Annotated in this window: 10 protein-coding genes, 3 rRNA genes and 1 pseudogene; 11 read left to right on the top strand and 3 right to left on the bottom strand. The window is 61.9% G+C overall.

Annotation, left to right across the window (positions count from 1 at the left end; translation table 11 throughout):
- On the top strand, nt 1-519 hold the full coding sequence (locus tag OL239_RS13715) for a pyridoxine/pyridoxamine 5'-phosphate oxidase (RefSeq protein WP_268909395.1): 519 nt from the start codon (nt 1-3) through the stop codon (nt 517-519).
- A gap of 152 nt (nt 520-671) precedes the next feature.
- Nucleotides 672-1,469, top strand: coding sequence for a maleylpyruvate isomerase family mycothiol-dependent enzyme (locus OL239_RS13710; protein WP_268909394.1), 798 nt, complete (start codon nt 672-674; stop codon nt 1,467-1,469).
- A 466-nt stretch (nt 1,470-1,935) separates the two neighbouring features.
- Here OL239_RS13710 and OL239_RS20250 read toward each other — a convergent pair whose 3' ends face one another.
- Nucleotides 1,936-2,985 carry a DUF222 domain-containing protein gene (locus tag OL239_RS20250; protein ID WP_442864307.1) on the bottom strand — a complete coding sequence of 350 codons (1,050 nt, stop codon included), beginning with the start codon at nt 2,983-2,985 and terminating at the stop codon, nt 1,936-1,938.
- A gap of 38 nt (nt 2,986-3,023) precedes the next feature.
- The gene (locus tag OL239_RS13705; protein ID WP_268909393.1) at nt 3,024-3,725 is read right to left on the bottom strand and encodes a DUF222 domain-containing protein; all 702 of its coding nucleotides are present in this window, start codon (nt 3,723-3,725) and stop codon (nt 3,024-3,026) included.
- Between the two features lie 371 nt (nt 3,726-4,096).
- Between OL239_RS13705 and OL239_RS20245 the strand changes: the two are divergent.
- The 3 genes and pseudogenes from OL239_RS20245 to OL239_RS13695 form a co-directional block, all read left to right on the top strand.
- Nucleotides 4,097-4,342, top strand: a pseudogene (locus OL239_RS20245) (hypothetical protein); the annotation flags it as partial.
- Between the two features lie 56 nt (nt 4,343-4,398).
- A complete protein-coding gene (locus tag OL239_RS13700; RefSeq protein WP_268909392.1) occupies nt 4,399-4,944 on the top strand; it encodes a hypothetical protein in 546 nt (181 codons plus the stop codon).
- A gap of 56 nt (nt 4,945-5,000) precedes the next feature.
- Nucleotides 5,001-5,648, top strand: coding sequence for a DNA-3-methyladenine glycosylase (locus OL239_RS13695; protein ID WP_329609233.1), 648 nt, complete (start codon nt 5,001-5,003; stop codon nt 5,646-5,648).
- 72 nt (nt 5,649-5,720) lie between these two features.
- Here the strand turns inward: OL239_RS13695 and OL239_RS13690 are convergent, their stop codons facing one another.
- On the bottom strand, nt 5,721-6,752 hold the full coding sequence (locus OL239_RS13690; RefSeq protein ID WP_268909391.1) for an aldo/keto reductase: 1,032 nt from the start codon (nt 6,750-6,752) through the stop codon (nt 5,721-5,723).
- Nucleotides 6,753-6,929: 177 nt separating this feature from the next.
- Here OL239_RS13690 and OL239_RS13685 point away from each other — a divergent pair, with 177 nt between their 5' ends.
- The 6 genes from OL239_RS13685 (at nt 6,930) to rrf (ending at nt 17,562) form a co-directional block, all read left to right on the top strand.
- Entirely contained in the window at nt 6,930-7,487 is a 558-nt protein-coding gene (locus tag OL239_RS13685) for an adenine phosphoribosyltransferase (RefSeq protein WP_268909390.1), read from the top strand.
- A gap of 170 nt (nt 7,488-7,657) precedes the next feature.
- Nucleotides 7,658-9,925, top strand: a complete 2,268-nt coding sequence (locus OL239_RS13680) for a HelD family protein (RefSeq protein ID WP_442864148.1) — start codon at nt 7,658-7,660, stop codon at nt 9,923-9,925.
- Nucleotides 9,926-9,938: 13 nt separating this feature from the next.
- A complete protein-coding gene (gene tyrS / locus OL239_RS13675; protein ID WP_268909389.1) occupies nt 9,939-11,258 on the top strand; it encodes a tyrosine--tRNA ligase in 1,320 nt (439 codons plus the stop codon).
- Between the two features lie 665 nt (nt 11,259-11,923).
- A 16S ribosomal RNA gene (locus OL239_RS13670) occupies nt 11,924-13,451 on the top strand.
- A 519-nt stretch (nt 13,452-13,970) separates the two neighbouring features.
- A 23S ribosomal RNA gene (locus OL239_RS13665) occupies nt 13,971-17,136 on the top strand.
- Between the two features lie 310 nt (nt 17,137-17,446).
- Nucleotides 17,447-17,562, top strand: a 5S ribosomal RNA gene (gene rrf / locus OL239_RS13660).
- Together the 16S, 23S and 5S rRNA genes form the textbook arrangement of a ribosomal RNA operon.
- The last annotated feature ends 135 nt before the right edge of the window (nt 17,563-17,697 follow it).

Genomic DNA, 17,697 nt, shown 5'->3' with positions numbered 1-17,697 from the left:
ATGAGTGACTCTTTCCGCCTGATGCTGCGGGCCCTGCCTGATTTCCCGGAAAATCTTCCTGCATTTGATCCGGCCTCGGCTCCGGCCGATCCTTCCGACTTGTTCCGGTCCTGGCTTCGTGAAGCCCTCGCTGCCGGCGTACGCCAGCCGCATGCCTTCTCGTTGGCCACCGCCAATGCTGCAGGAAATCTCTCGTCGCGCATGCTCATCCTCAAGGACCTCGACGCGGACGGCTGGCATTTCGCCACCGCCCGGACCTCCCGCAAAGGGAAGGAACTGTCGGAGAATCAGCGTGCCGCCATGAACTTTTACTGGTCCGAAGTGGGGCGACAGGTCCGGGTCAGCGGTTCTGTCGTACAGCTGTCCGTGGCTGCCTCGGCGCGGGATTGGGCAGAGCGTCCGGCTGCCGACGGATCCGAGAACCCCTCCTGGCAGCTCTATGCAGTCCAGCCGCGGGAAATCGAATTCTGGCAGGCAGATCCTGGGCGGCGGCATATCCGGCACTGTTATGAGTTGTAAGCGGGGCTGACGCTGCCGGAGCTGCTGGCCCTGTGATCACGTGACGCTGGGACGCTGCAACGTTGCTGAGGCGGTGACGCCGTATTCATGTGACGCCGACAATGAGCAGTGGGCTGTCCGGTTTTTGCAGGTCTTCCGCCTAGGGTAGGTCCATGACTGGTTCCACAGACTCCTTCCCCGCCTCTTCCGCGCCGAAGCCTTCGCCCCGTCCTTCAGCGGCTCAGCTCGTCGCCAATCTGGAAGCTGCCGCTGCGGCACTGCAGGAGAGCATCGCAGCCTACTCTGACGATGACGTGCGTGCTCCCTCCCAGCTTCCGGACTGGACGCGCGGACATGTGCTGGCCCATGTGACAGGTGTGGCAGAAGGAATGACCCGGCAGCTTGAATATGCCGCCCGCGGGGAAAAGGTCGATCTATATGACGGCGGTGCTGAAGGACGGAACCGTGCCATCGAAGAAGGCGCGGTTCGGAGTGCCGACCGGCTCCGCTCCGATCTTGGGAATTCGTTGAACGCCGCCCTTACGGCCTTCCGCGGACTCGGGGAAGACGATTGGGACGCGCCGATTTCCTACCGCAACGGCGTTGTCCGGGATGGCGGCCTGGCGATGTGGCGTGAACTGGTCATTCACCGAACCGATCTGGGGTCCGACGCGCAGGCAGACTCTTGGTCGCCGCAATTCTGCGAGAACCTGTTCGGTTTCCTCGCTGCCCGCGTACCCTCCGGAGTCCGCCTCAGGCTTCAGCCGCTCGGCTTGCCTCCCCGTGTGTTGGGCGGCTCCGCCCCGGAAGTACCGACGACGACGGTCTCGGTGAACGGCATGGCAACGGACATCGCTGCCTGGCTCGCCGGGCGAACTCCCAATCTTGGAAGCCTTCGGGCGGAGGCAGCTGCTGACGGTGTCTCGCTTCCGTCACTTCTGCCCTGGCCGTCAGGTATTCCGGCGAAGTAAATCCATGATCTGGCTGCCCGGGTTGGCAGCCGACCGGACGGTGGTCCAGCGACATTCTGTCGGACCGTAAACCGCAGGGCTTGCGGCCGATGGATGGTGGTCCGCCGGGCAGGTGACCGAGTTGCTGGTGGTCCACGGGGCAGGTGGCCGAGTTGCTGGTGGTCCACCGGGCAGGCAAGCAATCCGGATGGTTGTCCGAGGAGGCGTGTGGTCGGGCCGGCTGCCAGGCATGTGGCCGAGTTGCTGGCGGTCCGCCGACATCCAGTCCGGTTGCCGGCTGCCGGCTGCCAGGCAGGCAAGCAGTCCCGATGGCTTTCCGCGGGACGTGCAGGTGGAGCGCCGGACTTGTAGCCCGGTCACCAAACCTGCAGCCGAGCGGACAAGAAAGGCCCGGGACCAGAAAGGCCCGGGACCAGAAAGGCCCGGGATCGGCAAGCACCCGATCACTCGCCAAACGCCCGGCTGCCTAGAACGGCGGCGGGCACTCCTCGGGCTCCGTTCCCGCTATCGCTTCCGGTTGCGGTTCCCGGCGGAGTCCCGATTCCCGAAGCAGTCCCGCCGCCGGCATCGATCCCGTTTCCGGCCCAGGCTCGACCACCCGGCGCGGTGGCGGGCGAAGTTGCCCAAGCGTGAGTTCCGGCTGGGTCTGATAATGCCGACCGAGGGGAGAAATCCACTCCAACACACCCGGTGAAACCTGTCTGGCTTTCCAATGGCCCAGGGTCTTCATCCGGTGATGTTTCCTGCAGAGATTCGCAAGATTCCAGTGCTCAGTGGGGCCTCCCTGCGCCCACGGTATGGTGTGGTCCGCTTCGGTTCGGGCAGTGCCCACACTGCACCCGGGAAAGCGGCAGGTCTGGTCCCTCGCCTGCAGCCACCTTCGCAATCCGTCCGGCACCTTTCGGCGCCGTCCGACTCCCAGGATTTGTCCCGTTCGTGGATCCTGGACCAACCCGGTCCACCGCAACGCTGCCTGCGCCATTCTGCGGGCATCCTGAGCACTGATCGGCCCGTAGCCGGCTAGTTCTGCAGGAGCATCATCGCCGCCAAGGAGCGTGTCGGCATTGATGAGCACCATGATTTCGGCGACTGAACCGGGCGGGAGCAAAGGGACGTCGCGCGTCTCCCCACCAGGGGATGAGGGGCCGTTGCCGTGTGCACGTAGAGTGCCGGCTTCCTCCGGACCGCAGGATTCGCTCGTGACGCGCATTCTCGTGTCACTGAGAGATGTACCAATCCAAGGTTCGGGCGTGTGCAGGAGCAGGGAAGCCAGGATGTCAGTGCGCAGTTGATCCAGGCACCGCGGATCGCCAAGCGACTGCTCGCCGCGGGCCGCCCCGGTCAGCGCGCCAAAAATGTTCTTCCCCTTATCTGCCGGTAGGTACGCCGTGAGATGGCCCATGCCGTCCGGCTGCGGCTGGAACCACACTCTGCGTTGCTCGAAAGCCGTACGATGGCGCACCGGAATGGACTCCGGATAGCTCCGTTCCCGCAACCGCCGGGCTTTGCGGAGCAACTGGGCGTTGGTCAGACCCGGAGCCAGCTCCAGGAGCTTTACTTCCAAGGCACGGGCAGCGCCTGGAGGAAACCTGCGCCGGCACCGGAAAGGAGTCCTCCGTGACCGGCTCCGCCGTCCGGACCCGCACCGGTTCCGTCCGGTCCCGCACCGTCCTCATCTCTGGCAGGGGCACCATCTTCGGCTTTGGGACCGCCGGAGGTGTCCGGGGCAGCGGCAGCTCCAGCGGGCCCTTCTTCCGCGACGAGTGAGCGGGTCTGGTCAAGGATGGTTCTGGCTTGTGCGGGGCTGATATCTCCCCGCTCCAGCATGGCCAGGGTGCCGGGGCAGCGTTGACACAGTTCGTCGGACTCATCAACAAGCGCCTTTGCGGTCCCTTCCGGGATGCCGAGCATTGTGGCGATCTCAGTGGCAGCAAGAGTGAAGGCAAGGCCGCGGTCCACCCTTCGGGGAACGGCCGGCAGACCGCATGCTGCGTCCCGGGCAGCTTGGTCCCGATTGAACCGCTCGAGCTCTTCGGCCATGAGCTGATGCTGTCGATGAACCAGCCGCGCCCGCGCTGCTGCGGCCCAGCCCTCGAGCCCCCGCAGCCCCTGCAGCGCCGATCCGGTCCGTTCCTGGTCCAGGGAACCGGCAGAGCGCAGCCCCAGGGAGCCGCTGAGTCCGACCGGCAGCACAAAGACGCCCGGTTGACGAGCAGCAGTGCAATCGGAACCGCGTGCAGAAAATACGGATTGCATGTCCGCATCCTCCGCCGGTTCAGTCCTGCCGGCGGGTTCTTCTGCCGAATCGCCGAGCCCGTGGCCGTCGTCCTTCACAGGTTCCCATGCTGTCCTCCACCCGGGCCGGGACGTTTCAGATGAGCACAGAGGATCGGGAGGTGGATCCACCCGCTGGCCGGGCGCCGTCGTCGTTTTCATGGCTTTAGGCTTTCAGCTGCCACCGACCTTTCCGGCAATTGGAGCGCGTTCCAAAACCAAGTAAATTCCGAGCACGGGCGAGTATCACCTTTGGGCGCGGGCGGTAGCCGGGGGAGCCTTACGGAGGGTTCGCACCCGGCGCTACGCTGGAACAAGTCCATGCCGGCGGCTCCCGGACAGGAGGACAAACAATGGCGGCAAGCTACAGTTCGGCACCGGTTCCCGAAGGACGCATCGAGAAACTCTCCGATGGATATGCGGTCGCTTTTGACCGCCAACTCGACTATCCGACAGCACACATCTGGGACATCCTGACGAATCCGGCAAAAATTCCACTGTGGCTGGGGCAGGTGAGCCCCGGCTGGCAGCTCGGCAAGGAGTACGAACTGGAGATGGACGGCGGTTCCAGCTCCGGAACCGTTCTCCAGCTCGAGCCGCGCTCCAGCCTGCAAATCACGTGGGAAGACCAGCTCGGATCGGACTCGGTGCTGGAATGGCACGTCCTGGAAAGCAGCGGGGAGCGCTGCTGCAGTTCCGCTCGCGCACCGACACGCCGGACTTCATCGCCGAAGGGAGCGCAGGGTGGCAGGGGATCCTTGATGCTTTTGCCAGCGTTGCCGCCGGACGGACGCCGAATCCGGACAGCATGGAACGCTGGCTGGCGCTGCGGGATGCCTACGCGGAAGACTTCGATGTTTCACCCACCATCGGGCTGGTGGCGGGCTCGGGTTCCGACGCCGAACTGGTCTTCAACCGCTGGTACCGTGCTCCCTCCGAAGACGTGGAGGCCGCCGTCAACGCCGCCGGCCGGACGCTCGGACTTGGCGGGGACGCTGAGATGGAAATGACCAACGACGGCGAGGAGACCCGCCTCAAAGTGCGCCGGCCCGTAACCGCTAGCCGGGATCAGACCGCGGCCCTGCTGGCCGCGTGGCACATGGCTCTGGACTCCGTGCATGACCAGCTGGAGGGCAGCATGCCGCACCCGAACTCGCACCGGTTGGCAGCACTGGAACGGTTCTACCGCTCCATGGTCTAGAGCCCCGGCGCACCTCCGATTCCGCGGAGCGGCCCGGCGCTTGCTACGGTCGAAAAATGGAAGAAACAAGCGAAAGAGCACGGCTTGCTGTACCGGCCACGGACGCGGCCCGCCTCCTGCTGGGCTCGGTCCTGACGCACGACGACGGCGGTGAACCGGTGAGCGTGCGGATCACCGAGGTGGAGGCCTACATGGGCGACGTGGATCCGGATCCCACGCCTTCCGCGGACGCACGGCCCGGAACAACACCATGTTTGGGCCCGCCGGACACCTTTACGTCTACTTCACCTACGGCATGCATTACTGCGCCAACGTGGTGTGCGGCGAGGAAGGTTTCCGCAACGGGGCTGCTGCTGCGTGCCGGGGAAATCGTGGGCGGGCAGGAAACCGCACGGATGCGCCGCAACAACCCGCGCACCGATCTGGACCTGGCCCGCGGTCCGGCCCGGCTGGCCCAGGCCCTGGGCATCGACCGCACCCTTGACGGTGCCGACGCTTTTGCCGCTCCGCTGCACCTGGAGCTGCCCGATCAGCCGGTGGCGGCGTCGCTGGTCTCCTCCGGCCCGCGGGTAGGCGTCAGCGGACCCGGAGGCACCACTGAGTACCCCTGGCGGTTCTGGCTAACAACCGATCCCACCGTATCCAAATACCGTCCCGCCGTGGCCCGCAAGCCCCGGACTGCCGCCGGCGCCACGGCCCGGTAGCCGCAGAACGCATAAGCGGCGTCCGGGATGACCACCCGGACGCCGCCTGTGAGCCCTAAACCCTGCGGGAGCCTAACCCTCTTGGCAGCAGGGCCCTTCTACACCGCGCCTACACCGCGCCGGGCAGGGCGCCTGCGCGGAGATCAGCTTGTTCTCCAGCAGCTCGTTCCAGAACGCGCCGGGGATCTGTGCCTTCATAGCCGCAACATCCTCCGCCACGCGCTCGGGCCGGCTGGAACCGGGGATGACCGCAGCCACCGCGGGGTGGGCGGCGGAGAACTGCAGCGCAGCGGCCTTCAGGCTCACGTTGTACCGCCCGGCGATTGCGGTCAACCGGGCAATCCGCTCCCTGACCTCCGGAGGGATCTCCGCGTAATCAAAGTAGTCTCCACCCAGCAGGGCGCCGGAGTTGAAGGGACCGCCGACGACAATGCCCACACCCTTCGCCTGGGCGGCGGGCATCATCCGCTGCAGGGCACGCTCGTGCTGCAGCAGGGTGTACTGGGTGGCGGAGAGGCTCATGGTCGGAGCGGCCGAGTCCATGTCCATGGCCAGTTCGATGGGCTCGGTGGTGTTGACGCCGAGGCCCCAGCCGTTGATCACGCCTTCGTCCTGCAACCGGGCGAGCACGCGGAATGCACCGGTCCGGGCCTCATTGAACTTAGCCACCCACTCATCGCCCAGGAAGTCCCGGGACGTGTCGTGGATGAAGACAAAGTCCAAGCGGTCGGTCTTTAGCCTCGTCAGGCTTTCCTCAATGGACCGCAGCGTGGCATCAGCCGTGTAATCCGTGGCGATCTTATTCGCCCGTCCGTGGTTGAAGAGGCCGCCGTTCTTCTCTTCCTCTTCGTCCAGGATGAGCCGGCCCACCTTGGTGCTCAGGGCAAACTCGTCACGGGGATGCTGGGAAAGCACCTCACCCAAACGGGATTCAGCCAAACCGGCTCCGTAGAACGGGGCAGTGTCGAAGTAGCGGATACCTTCGTTCCAGGCGGCCTCGACGGTGGCCAGCGCCTCGTCTTGGGGTATGTCCCGGAACATGTTTCCCAGCGGAGCTGTCCCGAATCCGATCTTGTTCTTCAGCACTTCGTGCAGGTTAGCCATGTGTTTCAATCCTTGCTGTTGATTCAGGGTCCTCTCCGAAGAACCCGTGCGAATGTGGCAACTGCCTCCCCGGAGCCTTTATTCCGCCGGCTTCCGGCGCCGCGGGCCCTCGAGAGAAGCACCACAGCTGCCCGGTCCGACCAAGAGGTCCCGCAGCGGAGCCGGTAAGGTGGACGGGTGAAAGAAACGCCCGCGGATGCCGCACAGAACACTGAGTCAATCGCCGACACCATCGAACGCCTTGGCGCAGTTGTGCCGGACTATCCCAAGCCCGGCGTCGTTTTCCGGGATCTAACCCCCGTCTTCGCCGACGGACCGGCCTTTCAAAATGTCGTCGATTCCCTGCTGGCCGAGTACGAGGGACGTTTTGACTACGTCGCAGGCATTGAAGCCCGTGGCTTCCTCCTCGCCGCCGCAGCCGCCTATGCGGCCGGCAAGGGCGTTTTGACCGTCCGCAAGCCGGGCAAACTGCCCCGGGACGTGTACTCGGAAAGCTACTCGATGGAGTACAGCGAAAACACGCTCGAGGTTCACCGGGACGACTTCCCCGCAGGCTCACGGATCCTGATCCTTGACGACGTCCTGGCCACCGGGGGGACACTCGCCGCCACTGCCCGCCTCATCGAGAAGGCCGGCGGCGTTGTCGCCGGGTTCGGCGTCGTGCTTGAGCTGCGTGACCTCGGCGGACGCGGGGCGCTGGACGGTTATTCCGTTCACGCCCTCACCACCTACTAGACACGCTCAACGTCCCGGCCGGACGGCGCCATGCCGCCCGGCCGCACTGCGCTTTGGCGCATCACGGCCACCCCGGCAAGGGCCGGTGCCACCCGGTTACCGCAATGCATGGAAAAAGTCCAAATGCACGCTAAACTTGACGGTCTGCCTTTGCGAGAGGGAACGCGAACATGCCTGAAATGTCTTCTGCCCACCACGAGCTGGAACACGAGCGAGAATACGTCGCCGGTTTGTACCAGCGACTTGATGAACTCCGCGAGGAAAAGCGCGAACAGCTGGCCCAGGTGCGGCGCAGCCACTCGGCCGGTTCGCACCAGAACCGCTCCGAACGCGATGCCTTTGCAACCATGTACGAGGACCGCCTGGCGCAGCTGAATGCCGTGGACGACCGCCTGGTTTTCGGCCGGCTGGACCTCGACGACGGCGAGGAGCGCTACATCGGCCGCATCGGCCTGTCCACGGAAGACCTGCAGCGGCTGATGGTGGACTGGCGCGCCCCGGAAGCGGGTACCTTCTATCAGGCCACCGCCTTCGAGCGCCAGGGCGTACGGCGGCGGCGCCACCTGATCCTCAAAGGCCGCAATGTGCAGGCCATCGAAGACGATGTGCTCGACTACACCATGCTCGAAGAGGACGAGGCGCTGCAGGGCGAAGGCGCGCTGCTGGCGGCTCTCAATTCCAAGCGCACCGGACAGATGTCGGACATTGTCGGCACCATCCAGGCCGAACAGGACCGCATCATCCGCGCACCGCTGGCCGGCACGCTGGTGGTACAGGGCGGACCGGGCACCGGAAAAACCGCCGTCGCCCTGCACCGTGCGGCGTACCTGCTGTACACGCACCGTGAACGGCTCAAGTCCGCCGGCGTGCTGCTGGTGGGTCCCTCCAACGCATTCATCCGCTACATTGAGCGGGTGCTGCCATCCCTGGGCGAGACCGGCGTCGTTATGTCCAGCCTGGGACAGCTGATGCCGGGCATCAACGCGGTACCCGAAGAAGACGCCCACGCGGCCGAAATCAAGGGCCGGATTTCCATGGCGCAGGTGGTGGCCAACGCCGTCGCCAACCGCCAGCGGCTGGTGCTCGAGCCGCGGCGGCTGAACGTGGAGGGAACCATCCTCACGCTGACGCCGAAAATGGTGCAGCGGGCACGCGACAAGGCACGCGCCACGGGCAAGCCGCACAATGAAGCACGCGTGACCTTCGTCAAAATCCTGCTGCGCGAGCTGACCGAGCAGCTGACGGAGCAGCTCGAGGAATCCGCCGGTGCCGGGAACAGCACCGACCGCGCCTACCTGGCCGAGGATGTGCGGAGTTCCCGTGACGTGCGCATTGCCCTGAACCTGTGCTGGATGCCGATGACCCCGGAGAAACTGCTCTCCGAGCTCTTCAGCAAGCCGGGTCACCTCGAGGCTGCCGCACCCGAACTGAGCCCGGAAGAGCTTCGCATGCTGCGGCGCAGCCCCGATGCGCCGTGGACGGAATCCGACATTCCGCTGCTGGATGAAGCGGCTGAGCTGTTGGGCGAGCTCGATGCCTCGGCCGGACGCGACCATGCCCTGCGCGAGGAACAGCGCAAGCGGGACCTGGCCAACGCCGAGCGCGCCATCGAGAACACCGAGGGCTTCCTGGAGGACTCCGGGGCACACGGCATCCTGTCCGCCGAGGACCTGGCGGACCACAACACGGTGGGGGAGGCGCGCCTGACCGCCGCCGACCGCGCCGCCGTCGACCGCACCTGGGCCTTCGGGCACATCGTGGTGGACGAAGCGCAGGAGCTCTCCGCCATGCAGTGGCGGCTGCTGATGCGCCGCTGCCCGCTGAAGTCCTTCACCGTGGTCGGCGACATCGCCCAGACCAGCTCTGCCGCCGGCGCCACCTCGTGGCAGCAGGCCCTGGCGCCGTTCGTTGGGGACCGCTGGACCCTGGAGGAGCTCACGGTGAACTACCGGACTCCGGCGCAGATCGCCGAAGCGGCGGTGCGCATGGCCAATGCCGCCGGCCTCGTGGTTTCCGCACCCAAGGCGGTCCGCGAGGGCCGCTGGGCGCCGTTCATCGACCAGGTTCCGGAGGGCGGGCTGGTGTCCCGCCTGATGGAGGTCCTCCCCGAGGACCTGGCTGCACTGGAAGGCGGGCTGCTGGCGATCATTGCCGAGGAGCATCATCTGGACGCCGTGCGCCGCGAGGTTGGTGCGGCCTACGGCCGGCGGCTGGGGACCGGTGCGGGCGGGATTGAACAGGACATCGTGGTGACCTCGCCGCGGGAGGCCAAAGGCCTGGAGTTCGACGGCGTTATCATCCTGGAGCCTGAAGAGCTGCTGACCGCGGCGGCCGGGAAGGTCGGGGACCTGTACGTGGCCATGACACGCCCCACCCAGCGGCTGCGACTTATTGCCGTACGCCCGGTTCCCGCGGGCATTGTTGACGAAGAAGACTGATATTTTGGAAGACGTGACTACCGAAACCCCTGCGGGCCTGAGCGCCCAGAAGAATGATCCAACGTTCGACAATGTTTGGCAGGAACTGAAGTGGCGTGGCTTGGTCCATGTCTCCACTGACGAGGCCGAACTGGAGAAACTGCTCGCCGGGGATTCGATCACCTATTATTGCGGCTTCGATCCCACCGCGCCGAGCCTGCACCTGGGAAACCTGGTGCAGCTGCTGACGATGCGCCGGCTCCAGCTGGCCGGCCACCGTCCGCTCGCGCTGGTGGGAGGATCCACCGGCCTGGTTGGGGATCCGCGTCCCACCGCCGAACGCACCATGAACACCAAGGAAACCGTCTCGGAGTGGGTCGGCTACCTGCAGGGACAGGTGCAGCGCTTCCTCAGCTTTGACGGGGACAACGCTGCGCAGATGGTCAACAACCTTGACTGGACTGCTCCCATGAGCGCCATCGACTTCCTGCGGGACATCGGCAAGCACTTCCGGGTGGGCACCATGATCAAGAAGGAGATCGTGTCCTCCCGCCTGAACTCCGACGAGGGTATTTCGTACGCGGAGTTCAGCTACCAGGTGCTGCAGGGCATGGATTACCTGCAGCTCTTCCGTGACTACAACTGCGTGCTGGAAACCGGCGGCTCGGACCAGTGGGGCAACCTCACCTCCGGCACCGAACTGGTGCGCAAGGTCGAAGGCAAGAGCGTTCACGCCCTGGGCACGCCGCTGATCACCAACTCCGACGGCACCAAGTTCGGCAAGAGCGAGGGCAACGCCATCTGGCTGGACGGGAGCATGACCAGCCCGTACGCGATGTACCAGTTCTGGCTGAATACTTCCGACGCCGACGTGGTCGACCGCCTCAAGGTTTTTACCTTCCTGTCCCGGGCGGAAATTGAAGAGCTCGCCGGCGCGGTTGCCGAAGAGCCGCACAAGCGTGCGGCGCAGCGCCGGCTGGCCTACGACGTGACCTCACTGATTCACGGGGTGGAGGCAACCGAGAAGGTTATCGCCGCTTCCGCCGCACTGTTCGGACAGGGTGAACTTGCAGGGCTGGACGAAGCGACCCTGACTGCTGCTACGGCGGAGCTTCCCCGGGTGGTAGTCGACGGCAGTGGGCTGGGCATTACGGACCTGCTGGTTGCGTCGGGCTTGGCGGCCAGCAACTCTGCGGCCCGCCGCACTGTTGCCGAAGGCGGTGCCTACGTCAACAACCGCAAGATAACGGACGCGGAAACAAGGATCGGCAGCGATGAACTGCTGCACGGCCGGTACCTGCTGCTGCGCCGCGGTAAGCGGACGCTTGCGACCGTGGAAGTGTCAGCCGGATAGTTTTACCGGCCCGTTGGAAGGCCGGTCCTCTTTCGCCGGTTCCGAGTTTTCGGAGCCGCGTGCGGGAGGGCCGGTTTTCTCCGTTTCGGAGTATTTCTCGACCTCGTCTGGAATCCACGGGAGGACGGCGGGAGGCTGCGAACGGCGGCAGGGGCGGCGTGCAGGAGGTCACACTCCAACGGTTTGCGCGGACCGCCGGGGCTGTGTAAAGTTGAGTGAGTTGCCCCGGTGAGCGCCTGACAGACACTGCGAAGTGTATCTGCACGTGAGACTCCCGGAAGCGGCAGCAAAACCCCAACACAAGAGCACCGGAGATAATCCGGACGCTTTGTAACGGGTTTTCTTCGGACGAATGAAGCAAATAGCGGGAATTATCCCGAATTGCCAAAAACGGTCCGGATGAAATAGAATAAAGAAACACTGCAGCGAAGAGAAAAGAAAAAACGCGGTCCGGTTCACGGATTGTTTTCCGAGTATTTCGTATGCATCTGTTGTTTGAGAACTCAATAGTGTGCCAAGTTTATTGATACCAATTATTTTGATTGGTTGAACTGGCTGTTTCCGCCCACCCCGTGGGCTGGGAGCAGCTTTTTTAGCTGGTTTCGAATTTAGTGCAGGACTGTGCAGCCAATTTTCCTTGGCTCCGGCCCTGTGTCTGTAACACATTTACGGAGAGTTTGATCCTGGCTCAGGATGAACGCTGGCGGCGTGCTTAACACATGCAAGTCGAACGATGACTTTTGTGCTTGCACAAAATGATTAGTGGCGAACGGGTGAGTAACACGTGAGTAACCTGCCCTTAACTTCGGGATAAGCCTGGGAAACCGGGTCTAATACCGGATACGACTTCCTGACGCATGTCATGGGAGTGGAAAGCTTGATGCGGTTTTGGATGGACTCGCGGCCTATCAGCTTGTTGGTTGGGGTAATGGCCCACCAAGGCGACGACGGGTAGCCGGCCTGAGAGGGTGACCGGCCACACTGGGACTGAGACACGGCCCAGACTCCTACGGGAGGCAGCAGTGGGGAATATTGCACAATGGGCGAAAGCCTGATGCAGCGACGCCGCGTGAGGGACGAAGGCCTTCGGGTTGTAAACCTCTTTCAGCAGGGAAGAAGCGAAAGTGACGGTACCTGCAGAAGAAGCGCCGGCTAACTACGTGCCAGCAGCCGCGGTAATACGTAGGGCGCAAGCGTTATCCGGAATTATTGGGCGTAAAGAGCTCGTAGGCGGTTTGTCGCGTCTGCTGTGAAAGCCCGGGCTCAACCCCGGGTCTGCAGTGGGTACGGGCAGACTAGAGTGCAGTAGGGGAGACTGGAATTCCTGGTGTAGCGGTGAAATGCGCAGATATCAGGAGGAACACCGATGGCGAAGGCAGGTCTCTGGGCTGTAACTGACGCTGAGGAGCGAAAGCATGGGGAGCGAACAGGATTAGATACCCTGGTAGTCCATGCCGTAAACGTTGGGCACTAGGTGTGGGGGACATTCCACGTTTTCCGCGCCGCAGCTAACGCATTAAGTGCCCCGCCTGGGGAGTACGGCCGCAAGGCTAAAACTCAAAGGAATTGACGGGGGCCCGCACAAGCGGCGGAGCATGCGGATTAATTCGATGCAACGCGAAGAACCTTACCAAGGCTTGACATGAACCGGAAAGACCTGGAAACAGGTCCCCCACTTGTGGCCGGTTTACAGGTGGTGCATGGTTGTCGTCAGCTCGTGTCGTGAGATGTTGGTTAAGTCCCGCAACGAGCGCAACCCTCGTTCTATGTTGCCAGCGGGTTATGCCGGGGACTCATAGGAGACTGCCGGGGTCAACTCGGAGGAAGGTGGGGACGACGTCAAATCATCATGCCCCTTATGTCTTGGGCTTCACGCATGCTACAATGGCCGGTACAAAGGGTTGCGATACTGTGAGGTGGAGCTAATCCCAAAAGCCGGTCTCAGTTCGGATTGAGGTCTGCAACTCGACCTCATGAAGTTGGAGTCGCTAGTAATCGCAGATCAGCAACGCTGCGGTGAATACGTTCCCGGGCCTTGTACACACCGCCCGTCAAGTCACGAAAGTTGGTAACACCCGAAGCCGGTGGCCTAACCCCCTTGCGGGGAGGGAGCCGTCGAAGGTGGGACCGGCGATTGGGACTAAGTCGTAACAAGGTAGCCGTACCGGAAGGTGCGGCTGGATCACCTCCTTTCTAAGGAGCACCTCAAAGCCCGGATCCTTCCACAGTGTTGGATGTGTGCTTTGCAGGAGATGCCCATGTCGGAAACATTCGTTTTCCGGTGGGTGCTCAAGGGTGGAATATCAATGAGCAGGTGCCCGGCGTTGGGCCCGGCAGCAGGAGTACGTTCCCTTCCGGGAACTGGAAAGCGCTGCCGGTGTCTTCAAGTACCGGGTTTTACCGTTTGGCACACTGTTGGGTCCTGAAATAACAGGACCGAAGAACTGACAACTGCATGTTTGGTTGGAGGGGACACGGGTTTTCGTGTTGTTTCCGGTTGTTCCTGCGCAGGTCCAAGACTGTCCACGGTGTATCCGTGGTGGTGGCGGGGTGTGACGGGGTTGTTGTTTGAGAACTACATAGTGGACGCGAGCATCTTAAAATTATTAAGTGCAATTTCAGATAAACCTGGTGGATCCAGGGGTCATCCTTTGGGGTGGTGCCTGGTGAGATCATGGTTTTCTCGATAGCGATAATATTTATTGATCTTTGTGGTCAAGTTTTAAGGGCACACGGTGGATGCCTTGGCATCAGGAGCCGAAGAAGGACGTAGGAATCTGCGATAAGCCTGGGGGAGTTGATAACCGAGCGGTGATCCCAGGATGTCCGAATGGGGAAACCCCGCCCGGCGCGCGAGTGACCGGGTGACCCGCATCTGAACACATAGGGTGCGTGGAGGGAACGTGGGGAAGTGAAACATCTCAGTACCCACAGGAAGAGAAAACAACAGTGATTCCGTTAGTAGTGGCGAGCGAACGCGGAAGAGGCTAAACCAGTGGTGTGTGATAGCCGGCGGGCGTTGCATCACTGGGGTTGCGGGACTTTCCGTACCAGTTCTGCCGGATTGGTGAAGTGAGTGCAGGTGCATAGGTGAACCGGTTTGAAAGCCGGGCCGTAGAGGGTGTTAGCCCCGTAACCGGAATGTATGCTGCCGCTTGGAGAGGATCCCAAGTAGCACGGGGCCCGAGAAATCCCGTGCGAATCTGCCAGGACCACCTGGTAAGCCTAAATACTCCCTGATGACCGATAGCGGACAAGTACCGTGAGGGAAAGGTGAAAAGTACCCCGGGAGGGGAGTGAAACAGTACCTGAAACCGTGTGCCTACAATCCGTTGGAGCAGGGCAGCATCCCTTGTGGGGTGTTGTGGTTGTGACAGCGTGCCTTTTGAAGAATGAGCCTGCGAGTTAGTGTTACGTCGCGAGGTTAACCCGTGGGGAAGCCGTAGCGAAAGCGAGTCTGAACAGGGCGTTGCAGTGGCGTGATCTAGACCCGAAGCGGAGTGATCTACCCATGGCCAGGTTGAAGCGCGTGTAAGAGCGCGTGGAGGACCGAACCCACTTCAGTTGAAAATGGAGGGGATGAGCTGTGGGTAGGGGTGAAAGGCCAATCAAACTCCGTGATAGCTGGTTCTCCCCGAAATGCATTTAGGTGCAGCGTTGCGTGTTTCTTACCGGAGGTAGAGCTACTGGATGGCTAATGGGCCCTACAAGGTTACTGACGTCAGCCAAACTCCGAATGCCGGTAAGTCAGAGCGCAGCAGTGAGACTGTGGGGGATAAGCTTCATAGTCGAGAGGGAAACAGCCCAGACCACCAACTAAGGCCCCTAAGCGTGTGCTAAGTGGGAAAGGATGTGGAGTTGCTCAGACAACCAGGAGGTTGGCTTAGAAGCAGCCATCCTTGAAAGAGTGCGTAATAGCTCACTGGTCAAGTGATTCCGCGCCGACAATGTAGCGGGGCTCAAGTACACCGCCGAAGTTGTGGCATTCAAATATTAGCCAAGCGGATGGTTTTATCCATTTTCGTTCAAGCGTTTGGATGGGTAGGGGAGCGTCGTGTGGGCAGTGAAGTCGCGGTGTAAACCAGCGGTGGAGCCTACACGAGTGAGAATGCAGGCATGAGTAGCGAAAGACGGGTGAGAAACCCGTCCGCCGAATGATCAAGGGTTCCAGGGTCAAGCTAATCTGCCCTGGGTAAGTCGGGACCTAAGGCGAGGCCGACAGGCGTAGTCGATGGACAACGGGTTGATATTCCCGTACCGGCGAAGAACCGCCCATACTGAACGGGGGACACTAACCGCCCGATACCTGACCGTTAGCCCTTGTGGCGACATGGTTTTTGGTGGAGCGCGGGACCTGATCCCGGGAGGTAAGCGTATTAACAGGTGTGACGCAGGAAGGTAGCCGGGCCGGGCGATGGTTGTCCTGGTCTAAGGATGTAGGGTCAGCGATAGGTAAATCCGTTGCTGTGTCTTTGATGACGATCCTGAGATCTGACGGGACCCCCTCAGGGGGGAATCCGGTGATCCTATGCTGCCTAGAAAAGCATCGGCGCGAGGTTTTAGCCGCCCGTACCCCAAACCGACACAGGTGATCAGGTAGAGAATACTAAGGCGATCGAGAGAATTATGGTTAAGGAACTCGGCAAAATGCCCCCGTAACTTCGGGAGAAGGGGGCCCCAACCTTGATGGACACTTGCTGTCCGGAGGGGATCGGGGCCGCAGAGACCAGGGGAAGCGACTGTTTACTAAAAACACAGGTCCGTGCGAAGTCGCAAGACGATGTATACGGACTGACTCCTGCCCGGTGCTGGAAGGTTAAGAGGACCGGTTAGCCCCTCGTGGGCGAAGCTGGGAATTTAAGCCCCAGTAAACGGCGGTGGTAACTATAACCATCCTAAGGTAGCGAAATTCCTTGTCGGGTAAGTTCCGACCTGCACGAATGGAGTAACGACTTCCCCGCTGTCTCAACCATAAACTCGGCGAAATTGCAGTACGAGTAAAGATGCTCGTTACGCGCAGCAGGACGGAAAGACCCCGAGACCTTTACTATAGTTTGGTATTGATATTCGGTGTGGCTTGTGTAGGATAGGTGGGAGACTGTGAGGCCCGGACGCCAGTTCGGGCGGAGTCATCGTTGAAATACCACTCTGGTCATACTGGATATCTAACTTCGGCCCGTAATCCGGGTCAGGGACAGTGCCTGATGGGTAGTTTAACTGGGGCGGTTGCCTCCTAAAGAGTAACGGAGGCGCCCAAAGGTTCCCTCAGCCTGGTTGGCAATCAGGTGGCGAGTGTAAGTGCACAAGGGAGCTTGACTGTGAGAGAGACATCTCGAGCAGGGACGAAAGTCGGGACTAGTGATCCGGCGGTACATTGTGGAATGGCCGTCGCTCAACGGATAAAAGGTACCTCGGGGATAACAGGCTGATCTTGCCCAAGAGTCCATATCGACGGCATGGTTTGGCACCTCGATGTCGGCTCGTCGCATCCTGGGGCTGGAGTAGGTCCCAAGGGTTGGGCTGTTCGCCCATTAAAGCGGTACGCGAGCTGGGTTTAGAACGTCGTGAGACAGTTCGGTCCCTATCCGCTGCGCGCGCAGGAAATTTGAGAAGGGCTGTCCTTAGTACGAGAGGACCGGGACGGACGAACCTCTGGTGTGTCAGTTGTACTGCCAAGTGCACCGCTGATTAGCTACGTTCGGATGGGATAACCGCTGAAAGCATCTAAGCGGGAAGCCCGCTTCGAGATGAGATTTCCATACACCTTGTGTGTGAGAGGCCCCCAGCCAGACCACTGGGTTGATAGGCCGGATGTGGAAGCGGGGACTAAAGACCCGTGAAGCTGACCGGTACTAATAGGCCGATAACTTACACCACACCATGATCTGGGCGGGAAACGACTTCAAACGTTCCGGCCAGAGAAGGATCATGGGAGATCATGTGTTGCTTGCGTCCACTATGTGGTTCCCGGATAACAAACCCGTGTGGTTTGTCACCCGTGAACAGGTCATCAGACTGTCTTTACCGGCGGTGTGATGGTTTAGAATTATTATTGTTGTATTCACCTATGGGGAATACGCGCTGAGGTGGCTGGGGTTTCCTGGTTGCCGGGGGTGTGTGTTTCTTGTTGTGACCATTGTTTTCCCCTCACCCTGAGGTTTGTTTTGGGGTGGTGTGGGTGGAAGGGTTACGGCGGTCATAGCGTGGGGAAACGCCCGGTCCCATTCCGAACCCGGAAGCTAAGACCCACAGCGCCGATGGTACTGCATCCGGGAGGGTGTGGGAGAGTAGGTCACCGCCGGACAAGTTCTGGTTGAGAGAGTAAGGCCCCGCATGGTTGCGGGGCCTTACTTGTTTAACCCGGCACGCTGCGGTGAACAGCTGGACTTCGGATCGACGGTGCGTCCTATGGCAGGCATGGCGGGCCCGAGCCCCGGAC

It is taken from the genome of Arthrobacter sp. ATA002 (assembly GCF_026898095.1).
In the GTDB taxonomy this organism is placed as follows: Bacteria; Actinomycetota; Actinomycetes; order Actinomycetales; family Micrococcaceae; genus Arthrobacter_B.
This window is presented reverse-complemented; position numbering and strand designations above follow the sequence as displayed.

Bases quoted from the DNA above. Each gene is read 5' to 3' on its own strand.
- OL239_RS13715 (WP_268909395.1), top strand. From the start codon at position 1: ATGAGTGACTCTTTCCGCCTGATGCTGCGGGCCCTGCCTGATTTCCCG.
- OL239_RS13710 (WP_268909394.1), top strand. From the start codon at position 672: ATGACTGGTTCCACAGACTCCTTCCCCGCCTCTTCCGCGCCGAAGCCT.
- OL239_RS13705 (WP_268909393.1), bottom strand. From the start codon at position 3,725: ATGCAATCCGTATTTTCTGCACGCGGTTCCGATTGCACTGCTGCTCGT.
- OL239_RS13700 (WP_268909392.1), top strand. From the start codon at position 4,399: ATGGCACGTCCTGGAAAGCAGCGGGGAGCGCTGCTGCAGTTCCGCTCG.
- OL239_RS13695 (WP_329609233.1), top strand. From the start codon at position 5,001: ATGGAAGAAACAAGCGAAAGAGCACGGCTTGCTGTACCGGCCACGGAC.
- OL239_RS13690 (WP_268909391.1), bottom strand. From the start codon at position 6,752: ATGGCTAACCTGCACGAAGTGCTGAAGAACAAGATCGGATTCGGGACA.
- OL239_RS13680 (WP_442864148.1), top strand. From the start codon at position 7,658: ATGCCTGAAATGTCTTCTGCCCACCACGAGCTGGAACACGAGCGAGAA.